The sequence below is a fragment of the Sphingomonas sp. MS122 genome (assembly GCF_049532975.1).
Lineage (GTDB): Bacteria > Pseudomonadota > Alphaproteobacteria > Sphingomonadales > Sphingomonadaceae > Sphingomonas.
Map to the genome: position 1 here is coordinate 145,825 of NZ_CP186695.1, position 24,709 is coordinate 170,533.

At 68.0% G+C, this 24,709-nt stretch carries 17 protein-coding genes and 1 tRNA gene; 5 read left to right on the forward strand and 13 right to left on the reverse strand.

The genetic code is table 11. From position 1 onward, the window contains the following. The first annotated feature begins 144 nt into the window (after positions 1-144). The 3 genes from bla to ACO227_RS00725 are packed head-to-tail and all read left to right on the forward strand — an operon-like array spanning position 145 to position 4,432. Positions 145-1,038 (forward strand): class A beta-lactamase, encoded by an 894-nt coding sequence (bla, locus tag ACO227_RS00715; protein ID WP_423604469.1) that lies wholly within the window; start codon positions 145-147, stop codon positions 1,036-1,038. Continuing rightward, on the forward strand, positions 1,035-3,338 hold the full coding sequence (locus ACO227_RS00720; protein ID WP_423604471.1) for a serine hydrolase: 2,304 nt from the start codon (positions 1,035-1,037) through the stop codon (positions 3,336-3,338). Before bla ends, ACO227_RS00720 begins: the two co-directional genes overlap by 4 nt. Then, positions 3,335-4,432, forward strand: coding sequence for a hypothetical protein (locus ACO227_RS00725; RefSeq protein WP_423604473.1), 1,098 nt, complete (start codon positions 3,335-3,337; stop codon positions 4,430-4,432). Before ACO227_RS00720 ends, ACO227_RS00725 begins: the two co-directional genes overlap by 4 nt. 397 nt (positions 4,433-4,829) lie before the next feature. Here ACO227_RS00725 and ACO227_RS00730 read toward each other — a convergent pair whose 3' ends face one another. The 13 genes from ACO227_RS00730 to ACO227_RS00790 all read right to left on the reverse strand — a co-directional run bounded on the left by ACO227_RS00730 (position 4,830) and on the right by ACO227_RS00790 (position 18,297). Further along, positions 4,830-5,534 (reverse strand): class II aldolase/adducin family protein, encoded by a 705-nt coding sequence (locus ACO227_RS00730; protein ID WP_423604474.1) that lies wholly within the window; start codon positions 5,532-5,534, stop codon positions 4,830-4,832. A gap of 11 nt (positions 5,535-5,545) precedes the next feature. Further along, a complete protein-coding gene (locus ACO227_RS00735) occupies positions 5,546-6,709 on the reverse strand; it encodes an LLM class flavin-dependent oxidoreductase (RefSeq protein WP_423604476.1) in 1,164 nt (387 codons plus the stop codon). Between the two features lie 11 nt (positions 6,710-6,720). Beyond that, positions 6,721-7,620 (reverse strand): LLM class flavin-dependent oxidoreductase, encoded by a 900-nt coding sequence (locus ACO227_RS00740; RefSeq protein WP_423604477.1) that lies wholly within the window; start codon positions 7,618-7,620, stop codon positions 6,721-6,723. Continuing rightward, the gene (locus ACO227_RS00745) at positions 7,617-8,225 is read right to left on the reverse strand and encodes a nitroreductase family protein (RefSeq protein ID WP_423604479.1); all 609 of its coding nucleotides are present in this window, start codon (positions 8,223-8,225) and stop codon (positions 7,617-7,619) included. Before ACO227_RS00745 ends, ACO227_RS00740 begins: the two co-directional genes overlap by 4 nt. Beyond that, entirely contained in the window at positions 8,222-9,067 is an 846-nt protein-coding gene (locus ACO227_RS00750; protein WP_423604481.1) for an ABC transporter ATP-binding protein, read from the reverse strand. The genes ACO227_RS00745 and ACO227_RS00750 overlap by 4 nt, the downstream gene beginning before the upstream one ends. Before the next feature lie 12 nt (positions 9,068-9,079). Next, positions 9,080-9,856, reverse strand: a complete 777-nt coding sequence (locus tag ACO227_RS00755) for an ABC transporter permease (RefSeq protein WP_423604483.1) — start codon at positions 9,854-9,856, stop codon at positions 9,080-9,082. Position 9,857: 1 nt separating this feature from the next. After that, positions 9,858-10,613 carry an ABC transporter permease gene (locus ACO227_RS00760; RefSeq protein WP_423604485.1) on the reverse strand — a complete coding sequence of 252 codons (756 nt, stop codon included), beginning with the start codon at positions 10,611-10,613 and terminating at the stop codon, positions 9,858-9,860. Beyond that, a complete protein-coding gene (locus tag ACO227_RS00765) occupies positions 10,610-11,785 on the reverse strand; it encodes an MFS transporter (protein WP_423604487.1) in 1,176 nt (391 codons plus the stop codon). Before ACO227_RS00765 ends, ACO227_RS00760 begins: the two co-directional genes overlap by 4 nt. After that, positions 11,782-12,882 (reverse strand): ABC transporter substrate-binding protein, encoded by a 1,101-nt coding sequence (locus tag ACO227_RS00770; RefSeq protein WP_423604489.1) that lies wholly within the window; start codon positions 12,880-12,882, stop codon positions 11,782-11,784. The genes ACO227_RS00765 and ACO227_RS00770 overlap by 4 nt, the downstream gene beginning before the upstream one ends. After that, the gene (locus ACO227_RS00775; RefSeq protein ID WP_423604491.1) at positions 12,879-13,925 is read right to left on the reverse strand and encodes an ABC transporter substrate-binding protein; all 1,047 of its coding nucleotides are present in this window, start codon (positions 13,923-13,925) and stop codon (positions 12,879-12,881) included. Before ACO227_RS00775 ends, ACO227_RS00770 begins: the two co-directional genes overlap by 4 nt. A gap of 31 nt (positions 13,926-13,956) precedes the next feature. Continuing rightward, entirely contained in the window at positions 13,957-16,311 is a 2,355-nt protein-coding gene (locus tag ACO227_RS00780) for a TonB-dependent receptor (RefSeq protein WP_423604493.1), read from the reverse strand. A gap of 63 nt (positions 16,312-16,374) precedes the next feature. Further along, the gene (locus ACO227_RS00785) at positions 16,375-17,421 is read right to left on the reverse strand and encodes an ABC transporter substrate-binding protein (RefSeq protein WP_423604495.1); all 1,047 of its coding nucleotides are present in this window, start codon (positions 17,419-17,421) and stop codon (positions 16,375-16,377) included. A gap of 800 nt (positions 17,422-18,221) precedes the next feature. Then, a tRNA-Thr gene (locus ACO227_RS00790) sits at positions 18,222-18,297 on the reverse strand. Between the two features lie 163 nt (positions 18,298-18,460). Between ACO227_RS00790 and ACO227_RS00795 the strand changes: the two genes are divergently transcribed. Both ACO227_RS00795 and ACO227_RS00800 read left to right on the forward strand, forming a co-directional pair. Further along, a complete protein-coding gene (locus ACO227_RS00795) occupies positions 18,461-19,735 on the forward strand; it encodes a PAS domain-containing protein (protein WP_423604496.1) in 1,275 nt (424 codons plus the stop codon). A gap of 156 nt (positions 19,736-19,891) precedes the next feature. Beyond that, positions 19,892-24,505 (forward strand): NAD-glutamate dehydrogenase, encoded by a 4,614-nt coding sequence (locus ACO227_RS00800; protein WP_423604497.1) that lies wholly within the window; start codon positions 19,892-19,894, stop codon positions 24,503-24,505. The last annotated feature ends 204 nt before the right edge of the window (positions 24,506-24,709 follow it).

The following is a 24,709-nucleotide window of genomic DNA, read 5'->3' on the forward strand; positions in this document are numbered from 1 at the left end:
CGCGTAAACTTGTTGGCAGGGCAGCTATTGGCTCCCCTTTCGCTGCTGTGCCTTGTTGCGCCACCGCTGATCCCTGCCGCCGGCGCCCAGGCCTCACCGGCGCCGGCGGCATCCGCGCGGACGACGCTGGAGGGCGCGTTCGCTATGCTCGCGAAGCAGACCGACGGCAGCGTCGGCGTGGCGGTGCAGCGGATCGGCGGCGGGCCGCTGTCCACGCTCAATGCCGGCCAGACCTTCCCGATGGCCAGCACCTTCAAGATCGCGGTGGCGGGTGCGGTCTTCGACCGGATCGACAAGGGCGAATTGAAACTCGACACGATGGTCAAGGTCGACCCGGCGGTGCTCGTCAACTCGGCGGGGATCGCGGAGCAGATGAAGCATCCCGGCGTCGCGCTGTCAGTGCACAATCTGCTCGAGTTGATGCTGACGCGCAGCGACAACACCGCCACCGACGTGATGGTCGCGCAGGCGGGCGGGCCGGCGGCGGTCACCGCCTGGTTGCGCAAGGTGGGCGTGACCAGCGGACAGCGCGTCGACGCCGATACCGCGCGGCTGATCTATCGCGCGCTCGACATCACGCCGGGGCCGGGTACCTTCCGCGAGAATATCGACCGCGCCTTCGCCGCCGATCCTTCGAAGCGCGACATGGACCAGAAGCGCATCCCCAATGCGTCATTCAATGCCGATCCGCGTGATGCTTCGACCCCCGAAGCGATGCTCCAGCTGCTGACGATCATCCAGTCGGGCAAGGCGCTCAGCGCATCGAGCACCAAAGAGCTGATCGCGATCATGGAGCGCTGCATCACCGGCGAGAAGCGCTTGAAGGGCCTGCTCCCGCCCGGCACCGTGGTCGCGCACAAGACCGGCACGCTGATGAGCATCGCCAACGACGTCGGCGTCGTCACCCTGCCCGATGGCGGCAAGTTCGCGATCGCGGTGTTTGTGAAAGGCGATACCAAGGGCGTCGACACGCAGGAGCGGGTGATCGCCGAGATCGCGCGCACGGCTTACGACTATTACCTGCTGGGCGGCCGGTGATCCGCGCCCTGCTGGCGGCGGCGCTCGTCTGCGCCGCCCCCGCCGTCGCTCAGCCTGCTGAGCTGGCGGCGGTTACGCGATCGGTCGAGGCGGCGGCGCAGGCCGAGCTCGCAGACAAGGAAATCCCGTCGATCGCGATCGCGCTGGTCGATCGGAGCGGTATCGTCTGGTCGCGCGCCTGGGGCAACGCCGATGCCGAAGGCAAGGTGCCCGCCACGCCCACGACGCTCTATCGCGCGGGATCGGTCAGCAAGCTGTTCACCGATGTCGCGGTGATGCGGCTGGTCGAACTAGGCAAGCTCGACCTCGATGCCCCGGTGACGCGCTACCTTATCGATTTCCGCCCGCAGAACCCGTTCGGCGGCGCGATCACCTTGCGCCAGCTGATGACGCATCGCAGCGGGCTGGTGCGCGAAGCGCCACGCGGCCATTATTTCGACGACGCCGCGAAGGGCCAGGCCGATGCGGTGGCCAGCCTCAATGCGACCCGGCTGGTCGCTGCGCCCGGCGCCGTCACCAAATATTCCAACGCCGGTATCGCCGTGGTCGGCGAAGTCGTCGCGCGCGTCTCGGGCAAACCCTATGCGCAGGCGGTCGCAGATCTCGTGCTGCGCCCGCTCGGCATGGGCGCGAGCGCGTTCGACCGGACCGCCTTGGCCGGGCCGGTCGCCTACGCACAGATGGTGAGCTTCGACGGCGGGCGCTGGGCCGCGCCGCCGCTCGAGCTCGGCACACCCGCTGCGGGCAGCCTTTACACCAACACCGCCGATCTCGGCGCCTTCGCCCGCGCAATGCTCAACGGCGGCGGCGCAGTGATGAAGCCGACGAGCCTCGACGAGATGTGGCGCGAGCAGTACGACAAGACCGGGCCCCGCGCGTTCGGCCTCGGCTTCGTGCTCGGCACGCTCGACGGCCAGCGCACCGTCGGCCATGGCGGCGCGGTCTATGGTCATGTCGCCAGCCTGCAGCTGATGCCCGATGCCGGGATCGGCGTGGTGGTGTTCGCGACGGTGGATTCCGGAACCGCGGCGCAGCGGATCGGCGCCTATGCACTGCGCAGCTGGCTCGCCGCGCGCGAGGGGCGGGCGCTGCCGGGTTGGCAGCGCAGCACGGCGATCGCCGGAGCCGATGCGATCCGTCTCAGCGGACGTTTCGAGAATGGCGGCGACAGCCTCAACCTGCGCGTGTTCGACGGCCGGCTGGTGCTCGACGCGCCCGAACTGGCGGGCGAGCTGCGCCGCATCGGCGACCGTCATATGCTCGACGATGCACAGCTCTGGCGCGAGGGCGTGACGATCGCACCTGACGCGAGCTGGGTCGAGCTGGACGGCCGCCGCTTCACCCGCGCGCAATGGCGCCGCCCCCCGCCGCCCGATGCCGAGCTCGCCGCGCTGATCGGCGAATATGGCTGGGACTATAACGTGCTGCGCATCTACCAGCGCGACGGCAAGCCCCATGTCCGCATCGAATGGGTCGACTGGCTCCCGCTCACCCGCATCGCCGCCGACCACTATGCGTTTCCGAAGGATCGCGGCCTCTACCCGCTCGAGGCGCTGACCTTCGAGCGCGATGCCACCGGGAAGGTCACCGCCGCGAAGCTCGGCGCGATCCGCTTCCCCCGTCGCGATTTCGGGGAAGAGGCGGAAGCGGCGATCCGCAAGGTGATGGCGACCGGCATCGCCGGGGTACGCGAACAGGCGCGCCGCGCGGCGCCGCCGGTCGAGGCCGACCGCAAGGCCCCGTCGGATCTGGTCGCGATCCAGTCGCTCGATCCCGCGATCCGTCTCGACGTGCGTTACGCCGGAACCAACAACTTCCTCGGCCAGCAGATCTACGAGCGGCCGGGCGCATTCCTTCAGCGGCCGGCGGCGCAGGCGCTGGCGCGGATCAACCAGGCGCTCGCGCCGCAGGGCTTCGGTCTGCTGGTCCATGACGCCTATCGCCCGTGGTACGTGACCAAGATGTTCTGGGACGCGACCCCGCCGGCCAATCGCATCTTCGTAGCCGACCCCAGCAAGGGATCGCGTCACAATCGCGGCGCCGCGGTCGACCTGACGATGGTCGATCTCGCGACCGGCAGGCCGATGGTCACCACCGGCCGCTACGACGAATTCTCCAGCCGGTCGTACAGCAACTATGTCGGCGGCAGCGACGAGCAGCGCTGGCTGCGCGAGGTGCTGCGCCGCGCGATGGAGGTCGACGGCTTCACGGTCTATCCGCAGGAATGGTGGCATTTCGACCGGGACGGCTGGCAGCAATATCCGATCGGCAATTCGAGCTTCGAGGAACTCGAGAAATGAGTGCCGTTTCCACGATCAACCGCTTCCTCCTTCCCGGCTTCGCGTTCAAGGCCGTGGTGATCGGCGGCGGCTATGCCACCGGGCGCGAGCTGGTCGAGTTCTTCATGCCCGCCGGACCGGTCGGTGGGCTGTGGGGCATGCTGCTCGCGATGGTGATGTGGAGCGTGATCTGCGCGATCACCTTCCGCTTCGCCTACGCGGTCGGCGCGACCGATTATCAGAGCTTCTTCCGGCCCTTGCTCGGCCGCTTCGACGTCGCGTTCGAGATCATCTATTTCGGCTTCCTGATCCTCGTCCTGTCGGTGTTCGGATCGGCGGCGGGTGCGATCGGCGCCGCGATGTTCGGGCTGCCCCATATCGCCGGCACGCTGGCCCTGGTGGTATCCGTGCTGTTAGTGTGCGCGGCGGGGCAGGGCGCGGCGGAAGCGGTGTTCAAATACGTCTCGGTGCTGCTTTACGGCGTCTATGCGATCTTCCTCGTGATGGTGTTGTGGCAGTTCACGCCGCAGATCCGCGCTGGCTTCGCCATGCCGGCGCCGACCGACGGCTGGTTCACCGGCGGCGTCACCTATGCCTCGTACAACATCATCGGCGCGGTGCTGATCCTGCCCGTGCTGCGCCATTTGCGCAGCGGGCGCGATGCGGTGGTCTCGGGCCTGCTCGCCGGGCCTCTGGCGATGGCGCCGGCAATCGCCTTCTTCGTCTGCCTGGTCGGCTTCTATCCCGGCATCGTGCACGAGGAACTGCCGTCAAACTACGTCCTCGACGCGCTCGGCAGCCCGCTCTTCCACTTCGCCTTCCAGGCAATGGTACTCGCTGCCCTACTCGAATGCAGCGTTGGGTTCGTCCAGGCCTTCAATGCGCGGATCGATGCCGCCTATGCGCGGCGCGAGAAGGCGATGCCGCAATCGGTGCGTATCGCCGTGCCCGCCGCGATCACCATCGGATCTGTGTTCATCGCGAGCGCCATCGGACTCGTCACGCTGATCGCCAATGGCTATCGCGCGATGGCGATCGCCACGCTGATCGTGTTCGTTCTGCCGCTGCTGACGCTGGGCTTCTGGCGGCTGTGGCGCGGACGGGGCGCGGACTAGGTCGCGGCTTTCGCTCGCTCCGCGACGGGCGTCGGCTCGCGCCTGACCGGCTCCTCCATCCGCGCGACGATCATGCAGACGGTCAGGCTAGCGCAGGCATTAGTAAGGTAAAGTCCCGCAAACCAACGTTCGGAGGCTCGGGCGCAGCAAATTCCGCCAGGAGCGCTACGCTAATTCCACATCCAGCCGCCGCTTCCGCCGCCACTACGATTAACAAGTTGGCGCGCCCGGGAGGATTTGAACGATCTATTGATCGTGAGGCTTTTGAAATAGGGCTCGTCCGCTTTTTTTGAGATCCGCTCATCCGGACCTGAACGGCTTGAATTGGGGCGCAAAGCTGTCGCTTGAACTGCAAACCAGAACGTAAGCGACAGCTTTGGCGCCGAACCGTCCGAAATTATTCGGCCGCGACCGCCAGGGTCTCATCCGGCTTGAGCAGGCCGGACATCTTCCACTGCTGCTCGAGCACGCCGGGGCCGTAATCCTTCGCACCGCCCAGCGTCTCCGCGATGGCCTGGAAGCGCGCGCCTTCCTCGAGCAGGACGATGTAGCTCGCGAGCGCGAGCAGTCCCTTGCGCCCCCAGGCGGTCGACCCGCCGTTCGCCTCGAGGATCGCGGGCACCTCGAGGTCGCGCGAAAGCACGTCGAGGATGAAGTTCGCCTCACCCTGACGCCGGTCGATATAGATCGGCAGCTCGCGCGCCCGGGTCCAGCGCTGGACCGGTACATAGCGGATCGGCAGCGCGCGGTGGCTCTGCGACCACGCCCCCAGATACACGGTGTGGACATGGCTCACCGTGGTGATGTCCGAATGCGCCTGGAAGATCGACAGATAGCGCCCGCCGCCGAGATTGGCGCCCGGCGGTCCCTGCAGCACCTCGCCGTCGAGCGCATAGATGGTCGGCTTGAGCTCGGCGTCGGGCGCGAACGGACCAGGGTAGCCGATCGACACCACAGCTTCCTCGCCGGGCACGCGCTCGACGAAGTTGACGGTGCCGCTCGGCGCGATCGTGCCGGTCGCGGCGAGCCCCCGGAAGGCGATGCCGGCGTCGCGGATCGCGGTCGCGGCGAAATCGGTGACGGTCGAGTTGAGCTTGGTCATGCAAATTCTCCTTATTCGGCGGCTTCGAGCAGAGGCTGGGCGGCGGCGGTGCGGCCGAGCAGCGGCAGCACCTCCTCGCCGATACGATAGGCTTCCTCGAGATGCGGGGTGCCGGCGAGGATGAAGGCGTCGGCGCCACGGCGGATCAACTCGTCGAGCTGCTCGGCGCATTGTTCGTAGCTGCCGACGATGCCGAGCGCGGGACCGCCGCGCAGCAGGTTGAACCCACCCCACAGATTCTTGCCGACGACCAGCTCCTCCCAGTGTCTCGCCTCGGTCGGGCGCAGCGCCGCCTGGCGCGAGGCGCCGACCGAGTCGGTGGGCTGGCCGCGCCACTGCGCGCGGGTCGCGTCGCTGACATTCTCGAATCCGATGCGGATGTCGTCCCACGCCTCTTCCTCGGTGGGGCGGGCGACGAGATCGACGCGGATCGCGCATTTCTGCTCGCCGCCCAGTTGCGCGGTGCGTTCCTTCACCCGCGCGAACTTGTCGGTGATCTGCGCGTAGGGCTCGAGCCAGGACAGATAGTAATCGGCGTGCTTCGCGGCCGATTGCAGCGCCGCGTCCGACGAACCCGAGAACCAGATCTCGGGCACCTCCTCGCGCGCGAGCAGTTGCGAGAGATGCTCGCCCTCGACCTGGTAGAAGCGGCCGTCATAGTCGAACGGCTGCCCGCGCCACACGCCCCGGAAGATGTCGAGGAACTCGGTCGTGCGGCCATAGCGGTCGTCATGCGCGAAGCTGTCGCCCCACCACAGCTGCGACGGGCCGCCGCCGCCGGTGATGATGTTGAACACCGTGCGCCCGCCGGTCGCGCGCTGCAGGCTGGCGGAGAGCCGCGCGGCGTGGACCGGATCGAGGAACCCGGGCTGGAACGCGATCATGAAACGGAAACTCTTGGTCTCGCGCGCCAGCAGCGGCGAGATCGTCCAGGGATCGTCGGTGTTGGGGAAGGACGGGATCAGCCCGCCGATGAAGCCCGACAGCTCCGCCGCCTTGGCGATCTCGGACAGGTGGTCGATGTAGCGATAGCCGTCGTCCTCCCCTTCGGGGGTGAGGCCCGGAGACTGGTTGCCGGGCTTGAGCGGCGACCAGTCGCCCCGGTCGTAGGAGCCGCGGCGAATGGTGGCGTGGCAGCCATGGGTGGGCAGGCGCCAATAGAAATCGATCGACATGATAGTCTCCTTCAGGCGGCGGTGCGGAGCTCGCCCAGCGCGGCACGGACCCGCGGCAGCACGAACTGGCCGATGCGATAGGCTTCCTCGAGCGACGGCGAGGCGCTCAGGACGAAATGGGTGATGCCGACGGCGTGGAGCGTCGCGATCTGCTCTGTGACGGCGTCGTAGCTTCCGGCGATGCCGTTTCCGTCCGCTGCCTCCTCGGCCGTCTCGCGCGCGGTGATCGTGGCGACCACACCCGCCGCCACATTGCGGCCGGCCGCCAGCGCCAGCCGTTCGAGCGTCTCGACTTGCCCGCGCAGTTCATCAATGGGCGCGTTGCTGAACAGATGGACATCGGCGGCATTGGCGGAGAGTTGCAGCGCCTCCTCGTCCGACCCGCGCAGGAACACCGGCGGGAACGCGGCGCGCGCGAGCGGCGCGGCGAAGCCGCCGCCTTGCACCGAGAAGAACTGGCCCTGATGGTCGAACGGCTTCTGACCGTGAACCCCGCGCGCGACGTGCAGGAACTCCGCGGTACGCGCGCTGTCGTCGGGGTCGACACCAGGCGCGATCGCCCAGCCGAGCCGGTCGTGCGTCGCGCGCTGGAAGCTCACCGCTTCCTTGGCGGCATAGACCGCGGAGCCCACCGTGCTCGGGAACTCGGGGACGAGCAGCAGCCGCGGCGCGGTGCGCGCGACCGCAGCGACGACGATCTGGCTGTCGTCGCTCTCCGGGCGATAGGCGACGAACAATCCGTCGAAACCAGTGATCGCGGCGGCGCGTGCGACCTGCGCGTAATAGTCGTAGCGGCTCAGTCCCGCGGTGCGCACGTCGCGCGGCAGGAAGCCCGACGTCGGCCGTGCGCTGGGCTCGCCCCGCTGCGGCTCGGCGGCGGGATCGAGCCGCCAGTAAAGCTTGATGGTCATGCGGCACTCCTTTGCTGGGGGATGGCGGGTGCGCCGAAGCGCCCTTCGAAGACGAAATCGACGAGCGGGCGGCGCGTGCTGGGCGCCTCCTGCGGATGGAAATCGGCGTGAAGCGTGTCGAGCGTGCCCTGCCGGCCGATCGCCACGATCGTCTCGATCGCGTGATCTTCGGGGATGGCGAGCGCGAAGCGCGCTCCTTCGCGGTCGAAACCGCCGATCCCGTGAGTGTGCCAGCCGAGCAGCAGCGCCTGGTGCGCGAAGTTCGCCCAGGCGGCGCCCGTGTCGAAGCTGTGGCTGCCGTTATGAACGATCTCGCCGCGCCGCTCGACCAGTGTGTTCGAAACGACCGCGATCAGCGCCGACGCGCGCTGCGCCCATTCGCGGTTGCGCGTCGTGAGGAAGCCCAGGAACAGTGGCCATGCGGCATCGCCGTTGCGCGCGACTATGAAGCGCCAGGGCTGGCCATTATAGGCCGAGGGAGCCCAGCGCGCCGCCTCGAACGCGCTGTGCAGCACGGCGTCCGGGATCGGCTCGCCCGAAAAGCTGCGCGGCGACCAGCGATCGACGAACAGCGGCTCGATGGGGTGATCGGGCGTGCGGCTCATGCCTGCACCTCGCGCACCGGCAGGTGCACCAGCTTCTCGGGAGGTGGGCCGGTAAGCTCGGCCAATATCTCGTCGCGCAACCGGTGCAGCACGGGCGAGGATCGATCACGCGGATGGGGATGATCGATCTCGACGATGCGACGGATGCGGCCCGGCTTGGCGTCCATCACCACGACGCGGTCGCCCAGGAACACTGCTTCCTCGACATCGTGGGTGACCATCACCATGGTCGAGCGCTGAGTCATCCAGATGCGTTGCAGCTCGCGCTGGACATGCACCCGGGTGAGCGCATCGAGCGCGCCGAGCGGCTCGTCGAGCAGCAGCAGCTTGGGCTCGGTCACCAGCGCGCGCGCGATCGCCGCACGCTGCGCCATGCCGCCCGACAGCTGGTGCGGATAGGCCTTCTCGAAGCCGGTCAGGTTCACCAGCGCGATATGCTCGGCGACGATGCGCGGGCGCTGTGCCTTGGGGATGTCGGTGTTGAGCAACGCGAGCCCGACATTCTCCTCGAGTGTCAGCCAGGGGAACAGGCGGTGGTCCTGGAAGATCAGCCCGCGGTCGAGGCTGGTGCCGGCGATGCGCTTGCCATCGAGCCGAATCTCGCCGGCATAGTCGGTGTCGAGCCCTGCGATGAGGCGCAGCAGGGTCGACTTGCCGCAGCCCGAGGCGCCGACGATGCTGATGAACGCGCCCGCGCGGATATCGAGATCGATGCGGTCGAGCACCGGCAGCGCCGCCCCGTCGATATGGAAGTCCTTGGACAGACCGGTGATGGTGAGCGCGCCGGTCGTGGTCGTCTCCGCCGGAACCGGTGGCGCGTCAATGCGGGTGTGTAGGGTCATGGGCCAGCTCCTTCAGTTGATCGCAGGCTGCCAGCGCAGCAGGTGGCGGCGCAGACGGGCGAAGAGGTGGTTGAGGGTGAAGCCGAGCGTGGCGGCGGCGAGGATCACGACGAGGATGATGTCCATCCGCTGCTGCGCCTGCGCGACGCCCATGGTCGCGCCGAGCCCGGCATGGGCACCGAACAGCATTTCAGTGCCGATCGTCGCGATCCAGGCGAAGGCGAGCGCCTGAGTCACCCCGGTGAGGATCAGCGGCAGCGCGGCGGGAAGGAGGACGTGGGCGAATTGCTGTGCCGCCGAGAAGCCGAACAGATCGGCGACCTCGACATAACGCCGCTCGACCGTGCGGACGCCCTCATAGCTGTTGAGCACGGTGGGGTAGAAGGCGGCGAGGCTGACGATCAGCAGCTTGGCTTCGTCGCCATTGCCGACCCACAGGCCGATCAGCGGCAGCCAGCCGAGCAGCGGCACCTGCCGCACCGCATGATAGAGCGGCCCGACCACGCGATCGAGCGGCCGCGACATCGCCATCGCGACGCCGAGCGTGGTGCCGGCCACGCCACCGAGCAGAAGCCCGGTGACCGCGCGCGACAGCGTCGCCAGCGCGTCATTGAGCAGGAAGCCGCCGGCGAGCTGCGCGACGAGCGTCGTGCCGACATCCTGCAGCGGCACGAAGGCGAGCGCACGCGCCCCGCCCTGCGCCGACTGCACCTGCCACCAGAGCAGGATCAGCACGGGCACGGCGAGGCCGAGCAGGATGCGGGCGGCGGGCGTGTCGAGGCGCGCCATCTCAGGCCTCCTTCCAGCGGACGAAGCGGCGCTCGGCGAGCTTGACCGAGCGATCGAGGAAGAAGCCGACAAGCCCGCTGACGAACACGCCCGCCAGCACCACGTCGATGCGGAACATCTGACGCCCCATCTCCATCATCTGTCCGATGCCGCTGTCCGCCGCGAGCAGCTCGCACGCCACCAGCACCAGCCAGCCGCGGGTGAGGCCGAGGCGCAGCCCGGTCAGCACCGGCGGGATCGCGGCGGGCAGCAGGATGCGCGTGACGAAGGGGAGCGGCGGGGTGCGGTAGAGCCGCGCGACCTCGAAATAGGATTTCGGGATGCCACGCACGCCGTCGAAAGTGGCGAGCGCGACCGGGAAGAACACCGCGACCGCGACGACGACGATCTTGAACCGTTCCTCGATCCCGAGCAGCAGCACGAGCATCGGGATGAAGGCAAGCACCGGCACCTGCCGCACCGCCTGGAACAAGGGCGCGAACAGTGTCTCGAACAGCTTCGACAGGGCCATCGATACCCCGAACGCCAGGCCGGTGGCCGCGCCCACGAGGAAGCCGAAGACCAAGCGGAACAAACTGGTCCCGAGATGCCCCGCCAGCTCGCCGCCCCGCCACAGCTGGGCGAGCGTCGCCGCGACCTCGCTCGGCGGGACCAGCACCTGCGGCGGAAACACGCCGCTGGCCGAGGCGAGCTGCCACAGCAGAAGCAGGCCCAGCAGCGGCGCAAGGCCCGCGGCGATGCGAGTGATCTGGTTCATGGCAGAACCTCCCGCGGGGTGAGCGGACGGGCGGAGCGATGGCGGGCGAAGGCGATGGCGGCGGCACCAAACAGCAAGGGCAGCCAAAGCAGGAACACCGACTGCAGCGGTACCAGCTTGGTCAGCAGCCCGCCGCCCAGCGCGCCGGCCGAGGAGCCGGTCATCGAGGCGAGGTTGTAGAGCCCCGCCGCCTTGCTCTTGGCGCCCGGGAGGGCGGCGAGCATGCGCACGTTGATGAGATGGACCACCGCCGAGGCGGCGCTGAGCAGCACCGCGCCTACCGCCAGCGCGGGGAAGCCGTGCGCGAAACCGAGCAGCGCCAGCGCCGCCGCGGCGAGCGCGAGGGCGAGCGCATAGGCGGCGCCGCGCGCGAGCCGCGCGACCAACGTTCCGCTGAGGAACAGCAGCGCCACCGTGCTGACGCCTTGCACCAGCAGCACGGTGATCCCGTCTTCCTTGGTCAGCGGCGGGAGCGCCGCGGCGAGCAACAGGATGAAGGTCGAAAAGAGCGAGCCGGTGGCCGAGCTCAGGAACTCGACGAAACTGCTTTCGGCCACCGCGCGGTTGCCGAGCAGCGCGCCGATTTCGGCGAAGAAGCTCCCGCTTTCCTCCGCGGCGGGCTGGCGCGCGGGGAGGAAGGACAGGCTGAACAACGCCATCACCCCGAACAGGGCAGCGACGATGAAGAAGGCGGCGGTGACCCCGGCCTTGTGGGCCAGGATACCCGCCGAGGCCGGGCCGAGGATCGCCATCCCGGCGGTGAGCGCGCCGCGATACCAGCCGCCTCGCGTCTCGCCGCGTCCGCGCAGCCGCTCGAGGAACGCGCTGTTCATCGCGACCATGCGGAACGGGATACAGAGGCCGATCAGCCAGCGCCCGCCCGCCAGCACCGCCCAGCCCGCCGCGAACGGCATGGCCAGGTTGACCAGCAGCGGCCCGAGGCTGGAGGCGAAATAGATGCCGCGCGCGCCGTAGCGGGCGATGATGAAGCCGGCGGGCACGGTGACGAGCACCATGCCGATCGATTCCATCGCACCGATCACCCCGACCTGGAAGGCGGTGGCGCCGAGGTCGATCGCGTAGATCGTCGTCACCACCTTGCCGAGACCGACCGTCAGCCCGCTGACCAGCGCGAGCAGCAGGAAGTTGGCCATGAAGCGCCGGTCGGTCATCGCGCCGCCGCCTCCGCCGTATCGGGCTTCCACTGCCCTTGCAGTTTGAGCCGATCGAGCGCCGCGGTGGCGAAGCGCCGGTCGAGCAGTTTGTCGACGTCGATCTGCTTGCGGACCAGCCCTTGATCGAAGGTGTAGGCCGCGGCGTCGCGATAATGTGCGACCATGAAATCGTCGTAGAGCGGCGAATAACGGTCGCCCCAAGCTACGCGCGGCTCGTCCAGCTCGGCCTCGATCACGCTGCGCGGGGATTCGGCGCGCGAGGTGATCTCGATCACCTTCTCGCGGTTGGCCGGATCGGCCGACCAGGCTTGGGCGCGGACATAGGCATCGGCGACGAGCTGAGTCAGCTCGGGATGCTGGTCGACGAAATCGCCGCGCCCGAACAGCTCGGCGCGCATCTTCCACGATTGCGGCGCCTGCTTGGTCGACCAGACGATCCGCCCAACCTTCTTCTCGACCAGGAGATGCGCGTCGGAGAGCAGGAATACCGCATCGACATCGCCCGAGGCGAGCGCGGCATGGCTCGCGGGCGGATTGATGTTGAGGATGCGGAAATCGGTGAGCTTCAGGCCGTTGGCTTCGGCGAGCTTGGCGAAGGGCAGTTCCCACGGGCGGCCGCGATGCAGCGCGATGCGCTTGCCCTTGAGGTCCTTGATGCCGTTCGCCGCGACGCCGTTGCGGACGACCAGATAGGCATTCTGGCCGCGCCCGACCGGCACCACCAGCCGCAGGTCGACCCCGCCCGCGATCGCGATGATCGCGGGGAAATCGCCATAGCTCGCGAAATCGATGCGCTTGGCGGCGAAGCCTTCATTGACCACCGGGCCGCCGACCGCTGTGGCGACCGGGAACCATTGCAGCTTCACCCCACGCTTGTTGAGCTCGCTTTCGAGCCAGCCCTGTTGCTGGACGATCGCGTTCTGGCCCTGGTAGCGCTGCTGGCCTTTGAATGGATAGGCGATGGCGGCGATGGTCAGCGTCGCGGGATTCTGGCCCGGTGCCGGTTGCGCGGTGCCCCCGCGGAACTGGTGGATCACCAGTGCCGCCATCACGCCGATTGCAACGATGGCGATAAGGATCGTCTTGCGGCTCATGCGGCGTCCAGTGCCTGGGTGAAGTCGAGCGCCTCGAACGGTCGCCGGTCGACCCAGACGGCGACGTCAACGCGCGCGGGCAGGAAGCCACGGTCGAACAGGAAGTCACTGAAATCCTGAAGCGCGATGATCGAGGCATCGTCGAGATCGGTCTTGAGCCGGCGGTGGAGCGTATCCCCGCCATAGGCGGCGCGCACGAACTGTTCGGGCGAGCCGGTCTCGCGCGCGATATAGGCGAACGTTTCCTCGGGGTGCTCCTCGGCCCACTCCCCCGCCGCCGCGACATGGCCCAGCAGCCGCCGCGCGATCGCCGGATAGCGCTCCAGCGTCGCCGCATCGACGGTCAGCGGCCTCGGCGCGCCATTGTTGATCCGGATCTTGGGATCGGGATGAAACCCGGTGTCGATCACGACATGCGCTGCAGCAAGCAGCGCAAACTCGTGACCCGACGACCCCTTCACATGAATCGCGTCGACCTCGCCGCGGACCAGCGCATGGAATTCGGCGGTGTAGAGCGGACGACCGCCCCAATTGCACTGGCCGACCAGATCGAGGCCATCGGGTGCAGGATCGGTCGCATCGATATCGACCCACTCCACCTCATCTTCCCCTACCCCGCCGAGCGAAAGCGCAGCGAGCAGAGCGCGAAGCGCGGTGGCGCGGAAGATGTCGATCTTCGCCTCCGCCCGGCGCGGGAGCGCGATGCGGCGGCCCTTCAGGTCCTCGACGGTTCGGATGCCCGAGCCGGGCAAAGTCAGCACCAGCTGGCTCTCGTCGATCCAGTTGAGGCCGATGACGCGCGTGTCGGCCCCGGCGGCGCGCGCCCAGATCGCCGGCACGCTGCCGCCCTGGCGAAAGCTGTGCGCGAGATGATGGTCGTAGTGGCTCGCGCGGACATCGGGGTCGGTGGTGTCCTGGATCGAGCGGACGGTGATGCCGAGTTCGGCCAGGTCGCGGTCGATCACGCCCTGGTTGATCGCGATGCCGAGCGGGGTCGGCACCGGGCAGCGGGTGTACCAGATTTCCTTGGGAAAGGCGGTCATGAGAGCCTCCGGATGTTGAGGGGATACGCCATCAGAAGCGCGCCACGAGCGAGGCGCCCCAGGTGCGCGGATCGCCCCATTGGATGGTGTCGCCGGTGATGCCGTTGGCCGCGTTGAACTGTGGCAGCGCGTGGTTGCGATAGGTCTCGTCGAGCAGGTTGTTGACGTAGACGGTGAAGGTGAGGCGATCGTCCGCGGTGGTGTAGGCGATGCGCGCGTTCGCCAGCGTGTAGCCCGGCTGGTTGAGCAGGAAGCGGTTCGTGCGATCCTGCGGCGTGATGTAGTAGAACTGGTGCGACTGGTACCGCGCATCGGCGCCGAGCTGGATGCTGCCCGCGCTTCCCAGATCGAATTCGTACGACGCGCCGACATTCAGCGTCACGTGCGGTGCGCGAACGAACTCGGCGCCGGCGAGATTGGCGCCGCCGTTCACCACCTGAAGCTTGTCGTATTTGGTGTCGAGCAGGCCGAGCGCGGCGTTGAGCGTGAGGCCCTTCACCGGGCGAGCAGTCAGCTCGAATTCGGCGCCGTTGACATGCGCTTCCTCGGCATTCTGCAGGTAGGACGTGGTGGTGCCAGCAACCGCGCCGGGGTTCGGCCCGACGACGTTAATCTGCACATTGTCGTACTGATAGTGGAAGGCGGTGGCGTTGAAGGTGAGTGCGCCGTCGAACCAGCTCGACTTGTAGCCGATCTCGAACGCGTCGAGCTTCTCGGGCTCAACCACCTGAAGCGCCGCGGGAACCTGCGCCGCGGTGTTGAAGCCGCCCGACTTCACGCCGTGCGAAAACTTGAAGTAGAGCAAGTGACCGGGCGCGACGGTCCATGAAGGCGTCACGTCATAGGTGAAATTATCCCAGGTGCGCTCGAGATTGCCGGCAAAGGTGCCAAGCCCGCCGAAGCCGCCGGTGTAGGAACTCCACCATTGCGCATAGTTGCTCCAGGAAGGAGCAGCGACCGGCGCCGTAGGGGTCGACGCCGCGGAGGAGAAACGGCGAAAGTCGAGCGTCTTGGTCTCGCGGGTGAAGCGTCCGCCGACCGTGAGGTTGATCGTATCGGTCAGGTCATAGCCGATATTGGCGAAGGCAGCGCCGCTTTCGGCGCTGTGCGCATAGCGCGTGAGGCTATAGGCGTCGGACGCGGTATCACCGGGAACGGCTGGGACCGTGCCGTTGGGCAAGGTCGCGGATGCCGCATCGGAGTCGATATCCTCCTTGAAATAATAGAGCCCGACGATCCATTTGAACCGGCTCGATCCGTTGGAGGCGAGGCGAAGTTCCTGGCTCCACTGCTCGCTGCGTGCTTCTGTGTGGTTCCGCGCGATCTCGAGCGGGGTATAGTCGCTGTCGCCGCCCGAAGTGACCTCGTAGCGCTCATAGCCTGTGATCGAGGTCAGCGTCGCGGCGCCGAAATCCCAGTCGAGCTTCAGCGAGCCGCCATATTGCTCGGTATCGCTGAACTCGTCGGCATTGGTGTTGACCGCATCACGGTCCCGGGGCGGCACATAGCCGTTGCGGTAGAGGCCGTCGGCGCGGTAGCTGCCGATCGTCCAGTATCCGCCGTCGGTCTTGTATTTGCGGTAATGGACGCCGAGCAGGGCCTCGAAATTGCCGCCCGCGCGCGCCAGCAGCTGGCCGCGGATCACGCTGTCCTCGATCACGTTGTCCTTCTCGCCCGAGAACAAGTTGGTGAAGCGGCCGTCGCGATTCTCGATATGGCCGGAGATCCGCGCCGCAAGAACGTCGGGGGCGATGACGAAGCCGACCCCGGCCTGGACGATCTTGTCGTCATAGCTGCCATAGTCGAGCTTGACGTAGTTGTCGGTTCCGGTGGGGGAAAAGCTTGGCTTCTTCGTCACCACCGCGATCGCGCCGCCGGTGGTGTTCTTGCCCCAAAGCGTGCCCTGCGGGCCGCGAAGCACCTCGACGCGTTCCAAGTCGAACAGCGGCAGGCCAGTCGCGCTGGCGTTGCTGATATAGACTTCGTCGAGGTAGAAGCCGACCGGGTTGGCGAGGTCGATCTGCTGCTGCCCCGCGCCGACACCACGGATCCACCAGCGCGGACGGCCATGCTGCTGCGTGCCCGCGGAGGCGTTGGGGACCAGCGCGAGCACTTCGTTCGCCGAGCGGCCCACACCCTGCAGCGTGAACACGTCCTCGCCCAGCGCGGTGATCGCGGTCGGCACATCCTGGATGTCCTGCTCACGCTTGCCGGCAGTGACGACGATCTCGACCGGGTCCGCGGTATCGTCCGCGGGGTCGGCCGCAGCGGCGTCACCCCTCGCCTCGCCCTCTTCGGCATGTGCTGCCGGCACCAGGGCGGCAAGCGATGCCGCGACGAGCCAGATCGTCTTCTTTCGCGTGCGACGTTCAATCCTCGAATTCACTCTAAATTCCCCCCCTGCGCGGCCTTGCCGGCCTGCGTCTGGTGATGGTGATTGCAATGGAGCTCAGGCCGCCTGGCGCGCGCGTCCGGCGACCGCGGCGAAAGGCGCGGGATCGATCCACGCGGCGATGTCGAAATCGGCGGCGAGGAAGCCGTGCTCGAACAGGAAGTCCTTGTACCTGCCGAGCGCCCCGGCAGCCTCGTCGTTGAGAAAGGTGCCGAGGCTCGCGGGCGCGTTGGCGCCATAGGCCTTGCGTACCCAGTCCGGGGTCGATCCGGTCTCGCGCGCGATATAGGCGATGGTCTCGTCGGGATGCGCCCGCGCCCAGTCGCCCGCGGCGATCACCCGCGCCAGGAAACGCTCGACCAGGTCCGGGTGCGCTTCGATCAGCGCGGCATCGACGGTGAGCGTGCGCGGCGTGCCGTTGTTGGCGCGCACCCAGGAATCGGGATGATCGCCGAGCGAAGCGACGATATGCGCCCCGGCCAGTCGGGCAGTCTCGAGCCCCAGCGCGCCCTTGACATAGATTGCGTCGACCTCGCCGCGTACCAGCGCCAGCACCTCGGCACGATAGCCGTGACGGGTCCGCGCGCGGGTGCGCTCGCCGGAGGCAATGCCCTCGGTTCCGCTGCCCGCTGGGTCGGCGCTGACCGTGTCGATCCGCTCGACATCGGCGAGCGTATTCCCTTCGAGCTCGAGCGCGCTGGCGAAGCCCTTGAGTGCAGTGGCGCGGTTGAAGTCGATCGAGATCGGATTGACCGGCAGCCCGATCCGCCGTCCGACAAGGTCGCGCGCCGTGCGGATACCCGACGACGGCAGCGCGAGGATCGCCTGGAACTCGTCGGTCCAGGACAGGCCGATCACCCGCGTGTCGCGGCCCTTGGCGCGCGTCCAGATCGCCGGGATGTTGCCGCCCTGGCGGAACGAGCTGGGGAGATTGTGGTCGAAATGGCTTTCGCGGGCATTGATATCCGCGGTCTCCTGGATCGACTTGAGGCCAATCCCGTCGCTGCGGAATTCGTCGGCCAGCCAGCCGAGCTGGACGGCGATGCCGAGTCCGGTCGGCACCGGGCAGCGCGTGTACCAGAGGTTTTCGATCGAAGTGCTCATCATGGGTTCCTTGCGTTCGCAAGGCGAGCGGCCACCGCATCCGGCGCGCCATCGCGCAGCCGTCCGTCGCGCCATGCACGGCGCGCAGCATGCCGGGCCGCAAGCCGGAGCCGCGGCACTCGCCTTCAGAATGTTGCTGGCGTCAGCGCGCGATCAAGCGCGCGCTGCGAGTCTTGGCGGTGGCGTGGAGGCGGAGGAGATACGTTGGCTCATCGTCGTTCCTTTCGATTCGGAAACACGAGGCCGCCGGGCTCCATCGGCAACACCGTGCGCTTTAGCAATTGGTGACGCGGCGCAATCTGCATTCCGTCAAAAACCGCGGGTCGGGCATGGACGACGAATCGCCGTACGGCGTGACCAGCGCCGGCGACTCAATACATACTGGTTCAATAGGAATTGTGCCAGTAGCTTTCCTTGCGATGGACAAAATGCAGCTTCGCGACCACCGCGAGATGATAAAGCAATGGCGGCTTTCGGGTTCGCCAGTCCCCGGCCAAATGAGCGTTATCGGCGCGCATAGCGGATGCTGCCTGTAGACCTGCTTTGAACTGGCATGCCGCCTCTATAGAATGCGTGTCAGACAGACTGTGATGCGTGATGATACCTCAAGCATGATCGCAGGATCGGCCGATTCATGAGGATCGGCCCGTCAGGGAGCGAGTTTCGCCGTATGTGCCCTTTTTAGTGATGATCGGTGCACTGCCGCGAGCCCGGTTCCAGGTCCGCTCAAGCAGGTATTTTGTGGATAAAAAAGCACGTGATATTTCAGGTGCTTACGTGCTGATTTAGGATGTATTCCGTGGTGCCGCTTACAGGACTCGAACCTGTGACCCCCGCATTACGAATGCGATGCTCTACCAACTGAGCTAAAGCGGCCCGCCCGGCGCCGCCGGGGAAGGTGGCGGCGCTTACCAGCCTCTTTCCTAGCTGACAAGCGTTGCTGAGTGGTTGAGACGCGGCCGGGTATTTACGCAAGATTTACCATGGCAGGCGCAGACTCGGCATGTTCGAGGGCATCAGCCCTCTGTGGAGCATGCGCATGGACACCCGCGGACTCGAAGACCGCCACGAAACCGACCTCGACGATACGGGCGTCAGCGATTCGGGCAGCCGTCAGCACCGGATCGACATCGGTACCGACGAGCGCCGCATGCATGTGCGTGCGTATAACCACTGGGTCTCGCTGCTGCGCGGCCGCGCCTATCCCTCGATCGAGGATCTCAGCCCCGAGAATATCGCCGATTTCGGCCCGCACAGCGTGCTGCTCGATTTTACGACGGATGTCGAAAATCCCGCGATCCGCTACCTCGGCGGCTCGTTGCGCGAGGAATGCGGGGTCACCAGCGACATCACTTATGTCGCCGAAGTGCCGAGCCGTTCGCTGCTCTCGCGCCTGACCGACCATTATCTCCAGATCATCGCCAACCGTGCGCCGATCGGCTTCGAGGCCGAGTTCGTCGGCCAGCGCGGGCACAACACCCTCTATCGCGGCATCCTGATGCCCTTCTCTTCCGACGAGGACACGATCGACTTCATCTATGGCGTGATCAACTGGAAGGAAATGGTCGACGCCGAGACCCAGGCGAAGCTCGAGCGCGAATATGAGGAAGCGCGCCGCTCCGCGCCGCCGCCCGCCGCCGCCACGCCGGTCTGGGCGGATGGCCCCAGCGCGCCGTTCACCGACGAACCCGAACCCGCGGTTCCGCATGACGATGTCGCCGGCATTCCAGCAACGCTCGCCGGCCGGCTGACTCTGGCGCGCGAAAGCGCCGCCGCCGCCCGCGCCGCCGACACGCGCAGCCGCGCCGCGCTCTACCGCGCGCTGTCGCGGGCCTATGATTTCGCCTGCGCCGCCGAATTGGACGAGACCGGCTATGCCGAACTGCTCGCCGAGGCCGCGATCACCGTCCAGGCGCGTGCGCCGATGACCGCCGCCGCCAAGCTCGTCTTCGGCACCGACTATGACAAGACGCGCCTCACCGAATTCGCGGCGGTGATGAGCAACGCGCGCCGCAACGACGTGCCCGAGGGCGGGCTCGAGGCCTTTCTCACCGCCGAGCCCGGCGGGATCAAGGCCATCGTCAAGGTCGAGCGCGCGCTGCGCAAGCCCGCACCGCGGCCCGACATCTATGCCCGCGCCGCCGAGGAGCTGCGCAGCCGTCCTTCGCTCGCCCATGTCGAGATCGAGGCCGGCGACAGCGAGTTCGTGCTGCTCCTCGCCCGCGCCGGGGATGACGGCATGCTCGACGTCGTTGCTAAGCTGGAAGGCGATCCCGCGCTCGCCGAACGGCTGGTGCGCAAGGCCGCAGCCTGACCACCGGATCGCTGCCGAAACGGACATAGCAAAGCCGCGCTCCCCGCGCAGCTTTGTGTCGGCTGCCACCGGTAACCCGGCAACTTCGTCTCAATTGTCACGGTGCAGTGCAGCAAGCCTTGAGCCGCGCCGCGTCCCGGCGCATAGCCCCGCCCCATGAGCAAGCCGATCAAGTCGCTCGCCGAGGCGCTGCAATCGCGTCTCACCGATGGGGCCCTGCCGGGAGAGCTTGAGGGGTTCGGCGATGCCGAACGCGCCGCCGCTGCCCGCTTCGTCGCGGAGGCCGCGGCGGCCCGCGCCCCGTGCACGCCAGGGATCGCGCTGGAGACCGGCCTGGGCGAGGACAGCCGCGCGATGCGTCTGGCGGTCGTCAATGACGACATGCCCTTCCTCGTCGACTCGATCTCGGCGACGATCGCCGCGCACGACATCGCGATCCGCCGCGTGATCCACCCCGTCATCGCGGTCGAACGAACCGGCGACGGCGCGCTGACCGGCATCGGCGCGGGGGGCACGCGCGAATCGATGGTTTACATGGAGCTGGAGCGCGCCGATGCGCGCGACCGCACCGGCCTGGTCCGCGATCTCGAACGCAATCTCGGCCATGTCCGCGCCGCGGTCACCGACTGGCCCGATCTGCGCCGCGCAATGAGCGAGGACGCCAACCGGATCGGCGATCCCGAGGGCGCCTCGCTGCTGCGCTGGTTCCAGGGCGGCAGCATGACGCTGGTCGGGCACGAGACCTGGCACCGCGACGCCGGCATCACCGACGCCGCGGGCATCTGCCGGATGAAGCTCGACACGCCCTTGCTCGCCGACGCCTCGCGCGCGCTCGCGGTCGAGTGGTTCGAGAAGGGCGGTCAGCCGCCGCTGCTGCTCAAGTCGAACCTCATCTCCACCGTGCATCGCCGCGCGCCGCTCGATCTCGTGCTGGTGCCGGTGCGCGAGGGCGCCAAGGTCACAGGCCTGTCGATCCATGCGGGTCTGTGGACCAGCGCCGCGCTCCATTCGACGCCCGACGAGGTGCCGGTGCTGCGCGCGCGCCTCTCGGCGCTCGAGACGAAATTCGGGTTCGACCCGCGCGGCCATACCGGCAAGGCGCTCGCGCATGCGTTGACCGGCCTGCCCCACGATCTCACCACCGCCTTCCCGCAGGAGGCGCTGGAGCAGATCGCGCTCACCGCGATGTCGGTGACCGACCGGCCGCGCTCCAAGCTGGTCCTCATCCGCAGCGCGCTTGGCCGCCATCTCTTCGCCTTCGTCTGGCTGCCGCGCGACGAGGTCTCGACCGGCCGCCGCGTCGCGATCGGCGAGATGCTGGAGCGCGCCTCGAACGCCAGCCAGATCAGCTGGTCGATCGCGCTCGAGGACGGCCCCGTGGCGCTGCTGCGCTATACGCTCGACCTGCGCGGCGAGGGGCGCATGCCAGACGCCGCCGCGCTCGATACCGAGCTCGAGCGAATGGTCCGCGGCTGGCTTCCGGCGGTCGAGAGCGCCCTCGGCGAGGGCGGCCTCGCCGCCACCCGCGCCGCACGCCTCGCGCTTCGCTATGCCCCGGCCTTCCCGCTCGGCTATCGCAACGGCAATCCGCCTGAGGAGGCGGCCCGCGACATCGTCCGCATCGCCGGACTTGCGGACAATGACGCGCGCTCGGTCCGCATCTTCGACCAGCACGACCGGCTGCGTATCAAGCTCTACCGCCTCGGCGGCCCGTTGCCGCTGTCGGACGCGGTGCCGGTGTTCGAGAATTTCGGCTTCCGCGTGATCGAGGAGGTGCCCACGGCGCTGCCCGGCGATGCCGGCGCCTATATTCATGACTTCGAGGTCGCGCTGGCCGGCGGCGGTACGCTCAAGGGCGACACCGCAACGATCGAGGACGCGATCGCCGCTGTGCTCGAAGGGCGCGCGGAGAACGACGCGTTCAACCGCCTGATCGTCGAGGCGGGCATCGCGCCGGCCTCGGTGGTGCTGTTGCGCGCCTGGTTCCGCTATCTGCGCCAGACCGGCCTCGCTTACGGCCTCGCCACGGTGGTCGAAGCGCTGCGCCGCGCGCCCGCCGTCGCCACGGCGCTGGTCGAGCGCTTCGCCGCCGCGCATGATCCCGCGCGCGCCAAGGGCAGCGCCGACGCGGTCAAGGCGGCCGACGCCGCGATCGCCGCCGGCCTCGACGCGGTCAGCGCGATCGACGACGATCGCATCCTGCGCGCCATTGCCGGCGTGATCCGCGCGACGCTGCGTACCAACGCCTTCGCCCCCGCCGCGGCCGAGGCGCTCGCCTTCAAGCTCGACAGCGCGAAGGTCCCGAACCTGCCCGCTCCGCTGCCGTGGCGCGAGATCTGGGTCTACTCGCCGCGCGTCGAGGGCATCCATCTGCGCGCCGGCCCCGTCGCCCGCGGCGGCCTGCGCTGGTCGGACCGGCGCGACGATTTCCGCACCGAGATCCTCGGCCTCATGAAGGCGCAGCGCGTCAAGAACGCGGTGATCGTGCCGACCGGCGCCAAGGGCGGTTTCTATCCCAAGCTGCTCCCGTCTCCCGCGCTCGATCGCGACGCGTGGTTCGAGGAGGGCAAGGAAAGCTACCGCATCTTCATCCGCTCGCTGCTTTCGGTCACCGACAACATCGTCTCGGGCAAGGTCATACATCCCGAACATGTCGTGATCCATGACGGCGAGGATCCCTATTTCGTCGTCGCCGCGGACAAGGGCACCGCGACCTTCTCCGACGTCGCCAACGCGATCGCGATCGACCGCGGCTTCTGGCTCGGCGACGCGTTCGCGAGCGGCGGTTCGGTCGGCTATGACCACAAGGCGATGGGCATCACCGCCAAGGGCGGCTGGGTCAGCGTCCAGCGGCACTTCCTCGAGATGGGCACCGACGTCCAGACGCAGAGCATCCGCGTCGCCGGCTGCGGCGACATGTCGGGCGACGTGTTCGGCAACGGCATGCTGCTGTCGAAGGCGATCAAGCTCGTCGCTGCGTTCGACCACCGCCACATCTTCCTCGATCCCGATCCCGACCCGGCCAGGAGCTGGGGAGAGCGCAACCGCATGTTCGCGCTCCCGCGGTCGAGCTGGGCCGACTATGACCCGGCGTTGATCTCCAAGGGCGGCGGCGTGTTCGCGCGCACCGAGAAGGTGATCAAGCTCTCGCCCCAGGTCCGCGAAGCGCTCGGCATCGAGGCCGAGGAGATCGAGCCCGGTGCGCTTATTTCCGCGATCCTCAAGGCCCCTGTCGACCTTATCTGGTTCGGCGGCATCGGCACCTATGTGAAGGCCGCCTCCGAGGCGCATGTCGAGGTCGGCGACCCCGCCAACGACCGCCTCCGCGTCAATGCCGAAGAACTGCGCGCGAAGGCCATCGGCGAGGGCGCGAACCTCGGCGTCACCCAGGCGGCGCGCATCGCCTTCTCGCTGCGCGGCGGCCGCATCAACACGGACTTCATCGACAATTCCGCCGGCGTCGACTGTTCGGACAATGAGGTGAACATCAAGATCGCCCTCAACCGCGAGGTGATCGAAGGCCGCCTCAAGATCGACGACCGCAACAAGCTGCTCGCGGCGATGACCGACGACGTCGCCCACCTGGTGCTGGAGGACAACCGCCTCCAGACGCTCGCTTTGTCCTTCCTCGAGAATGACGGCCCGGTCGCGGTGCCGAGCTTCGTGCGCGTGATCGAGATCCTCGAAGCCTCGGGCCGGCTCGACCGCTCGGTCGAGGGGCTCGGCTCGAACGAGGACTATCTGCGCCGTGCGCAGGAAGGCCGCGGCCTCACCCGGCCCGAGCTCGCCGTGCTGCTCGCCACCTCCAAGCTCGCGCTGCAGGATGCGATCGAGGAGGGCGGCCTCGGCCTCGATCCCGAGCTGGAGCCCGACCTGATCGCCGCCTTCCCGCCGGCGATGCAGAAGAAGTTCAAGACGCCGATCGACGAGCACCGCCTGCGCGGCGAGATCGTCGCGACCAAGCTCGCCAACCGCGTCGTCAATCGCCTCGGCGTGCTCCACCCGTTCGAGCTGGCCGAGGAAGAAGGCGCCTCGCTGCGCGACATCGCGGCGATGTTCGTCGTCGCCGAGCGCCTGTTCGGCCTTCCCGGCATCTGGGAAGCGATCGAAACCGCCCCGATCAGCGAGAGCGCACGCCTCGCCCTGCTCGACGAGGTCGCCGTCGCGACCCGATCGCAGATCGCCGACCTGCTCCGCATCTGCCGCCCGGGCGAAGGTCCGGGCGAGTTGATCGCACGCCTCAAGCCCGGCATCGCCGCGCTCGACCGTCAGGCGCAGAAGCTGCTCAAGGAAGAGGCGCGCGCGCAATCCGGCCGCATCGCCGCCAAGCTCGAGGGCGCCGGCGCGCCTCACGAGCTGGTCGCCAAGATCGTCCGCATCTTCGAACTCGACGGCGCGGTCGGCCTCGCCGACCTCGGCCAGCGCCGCGGCATCGACGAGACCGAGCTCACTCACGCCTTCACCCATCTCGGCCAGGAACTCGGCCTCGACTGGGCGCAGGCGGTGGCGGCGCGCATCGTCGCGGGCGATCCGTGGGAGCGGCTGCTGATCGCGGGCCTCGCGCGCGACTTCCAGCAGTTGCGCCTCGAATTCCTCGCGCGTGCCGAGGGCAAGGATCCGCGCGCCGATGTCGACGCCTGGCTCGCCGCCCACGCCCCCCGCGTCGCGCAGTTCGCCGCCCTGGTCAGCCGCGCGCGCAAGGCGCCGGCCCCCAATGCGGCGATGCTCGCCCAGATCGCAGGCCAGGCGCGGGTGCTGCTGGGGCGGTAGGCGCGCTAATCCAAGCAACCGTCACCCCGGCCTCGTGCCGGGGTCCACGGCTCCCCACACGCTGAACTCGGGCCTTGGTGCCGTCGCCTGATCCGAGGCGCCCTCGGCACAGGCTGGGGCGACAGCCTTTTTTGAGCAGGCCGCGCGGCTGCCCGCATTGTAATTGCGAATCATTCTCGCTAATCCGCGAACGACTCGCAACTG

Excerpts from the sequence above, each read along its gene's own strand:
- bla (WP_423604469.1), top strand. The coding sequence starts at position 145 with ATGCTCGCGAAGCAGACCGACGGCAGCGTCGGCGTGGCGGTGCAGCGG.
- ACO227_RS00725 (WP_423604473.1), top strand. The coding sequence starts at position 3,335 with ATGAGTGCCGTTTCCACGATCAACCGCTTCCTCCTTCCCGGCTTCGCG.
- ACO227_RS00730 (WP_423604474.1), bottom strand. The coding sequence starts at position 5,534 with ATGACCAAGCTCAACTCGACCGTCACCGATTTCGCCGCGACCGCGATC.
- ACO227_RS00735 (WP_423604476.1), bottom strand. The coding sequence starts at position 6,709 with ATGTCGATCGATTTCTATTGGCGCCTGCCCACCCATGGCTGCCACGCC.
- ACO227_RS00740 (WP_423604477.1), bottom strand. The coding sequence starts at position 7,620 with ATGACCATCAAGCTTTACTGGCGGCTCGATCCCGCCGCCGAGCCGCAG.
- ACO227_RS00745 (WP_423604479.1), bottom strand. The coding sequence starts at position 8,225 with ATGAGCCGCACGCCCGATCACCCCATCGAGCCGCTGTTCGTCGATCGC.
- ACO227_RS00750 (WP_423604481.1), bottom strand. The coding sequence starts at position 9,067 with ATGACCCTACACACCCGCATTGACGCGCCACCGGTTCCGGCGGAGACG.
- ACO227_RS00755 (WP_423604483.1), bottom strand. The coding sequence starts at position 9,856 with ATGGCGCGCCTCGACACGCCCGCCGCCCGCATCCTGCTCGGCCTCGCC.
- ACO227_RS00760 (WP_423604485.1), bottom strand. The coding sequence starts at position 10,613 with ATGAACCAGATCACTCGCATCGCCGCGGGCCTTGCGCCGCTGCTGGGC.
- ACO227_RS00765 (WP_423604487.1), bottom strand. The coding sequence starts at position 11,785 with ATGACCGACCGGCGCTTCATGGCCAACTTCCTGCTGCTCGCGCTGGTC.
- ACO227_RS00770 (WP_423604489.1), bottom strand. The coding sequence starts at position 12,882 with ATGAGCCGCAAGACGATCCTTATCGCCATCGTTGCAATCGGCGTGATG.
- ACO227_RS00775 (WP_423604491.1), bottom strand. The coding sequence starts at position 13,925 with ATGACCGCCTTTCCCAAGGAAATCTGGTACACCCGCTGCCCGGTGCCG.
- ACO227_RS00785 (WP_423604495.1), bottom strand. The coding sequence starts at position 17,421 with ATGAGCACTTCGATCGAAAACCTCTGGTACACGCGCTGCCCGGTGCCG.
- ACO227_RS00795 (WP_423604496.1), top strand. The coding sequence starts at position 18,461 with ATGGACACCCGCGGACTCGAAGACCGCCACGAAACCGACCTCGACGAT.
- ACO227_RS00800 (WP_423604497.1), top strand. The coding sequence starts at position 19,892 with ATGAGCAAGCCGATCAAGTCGCTCGCCGAGGCGCTGCAATCGCGTCTC.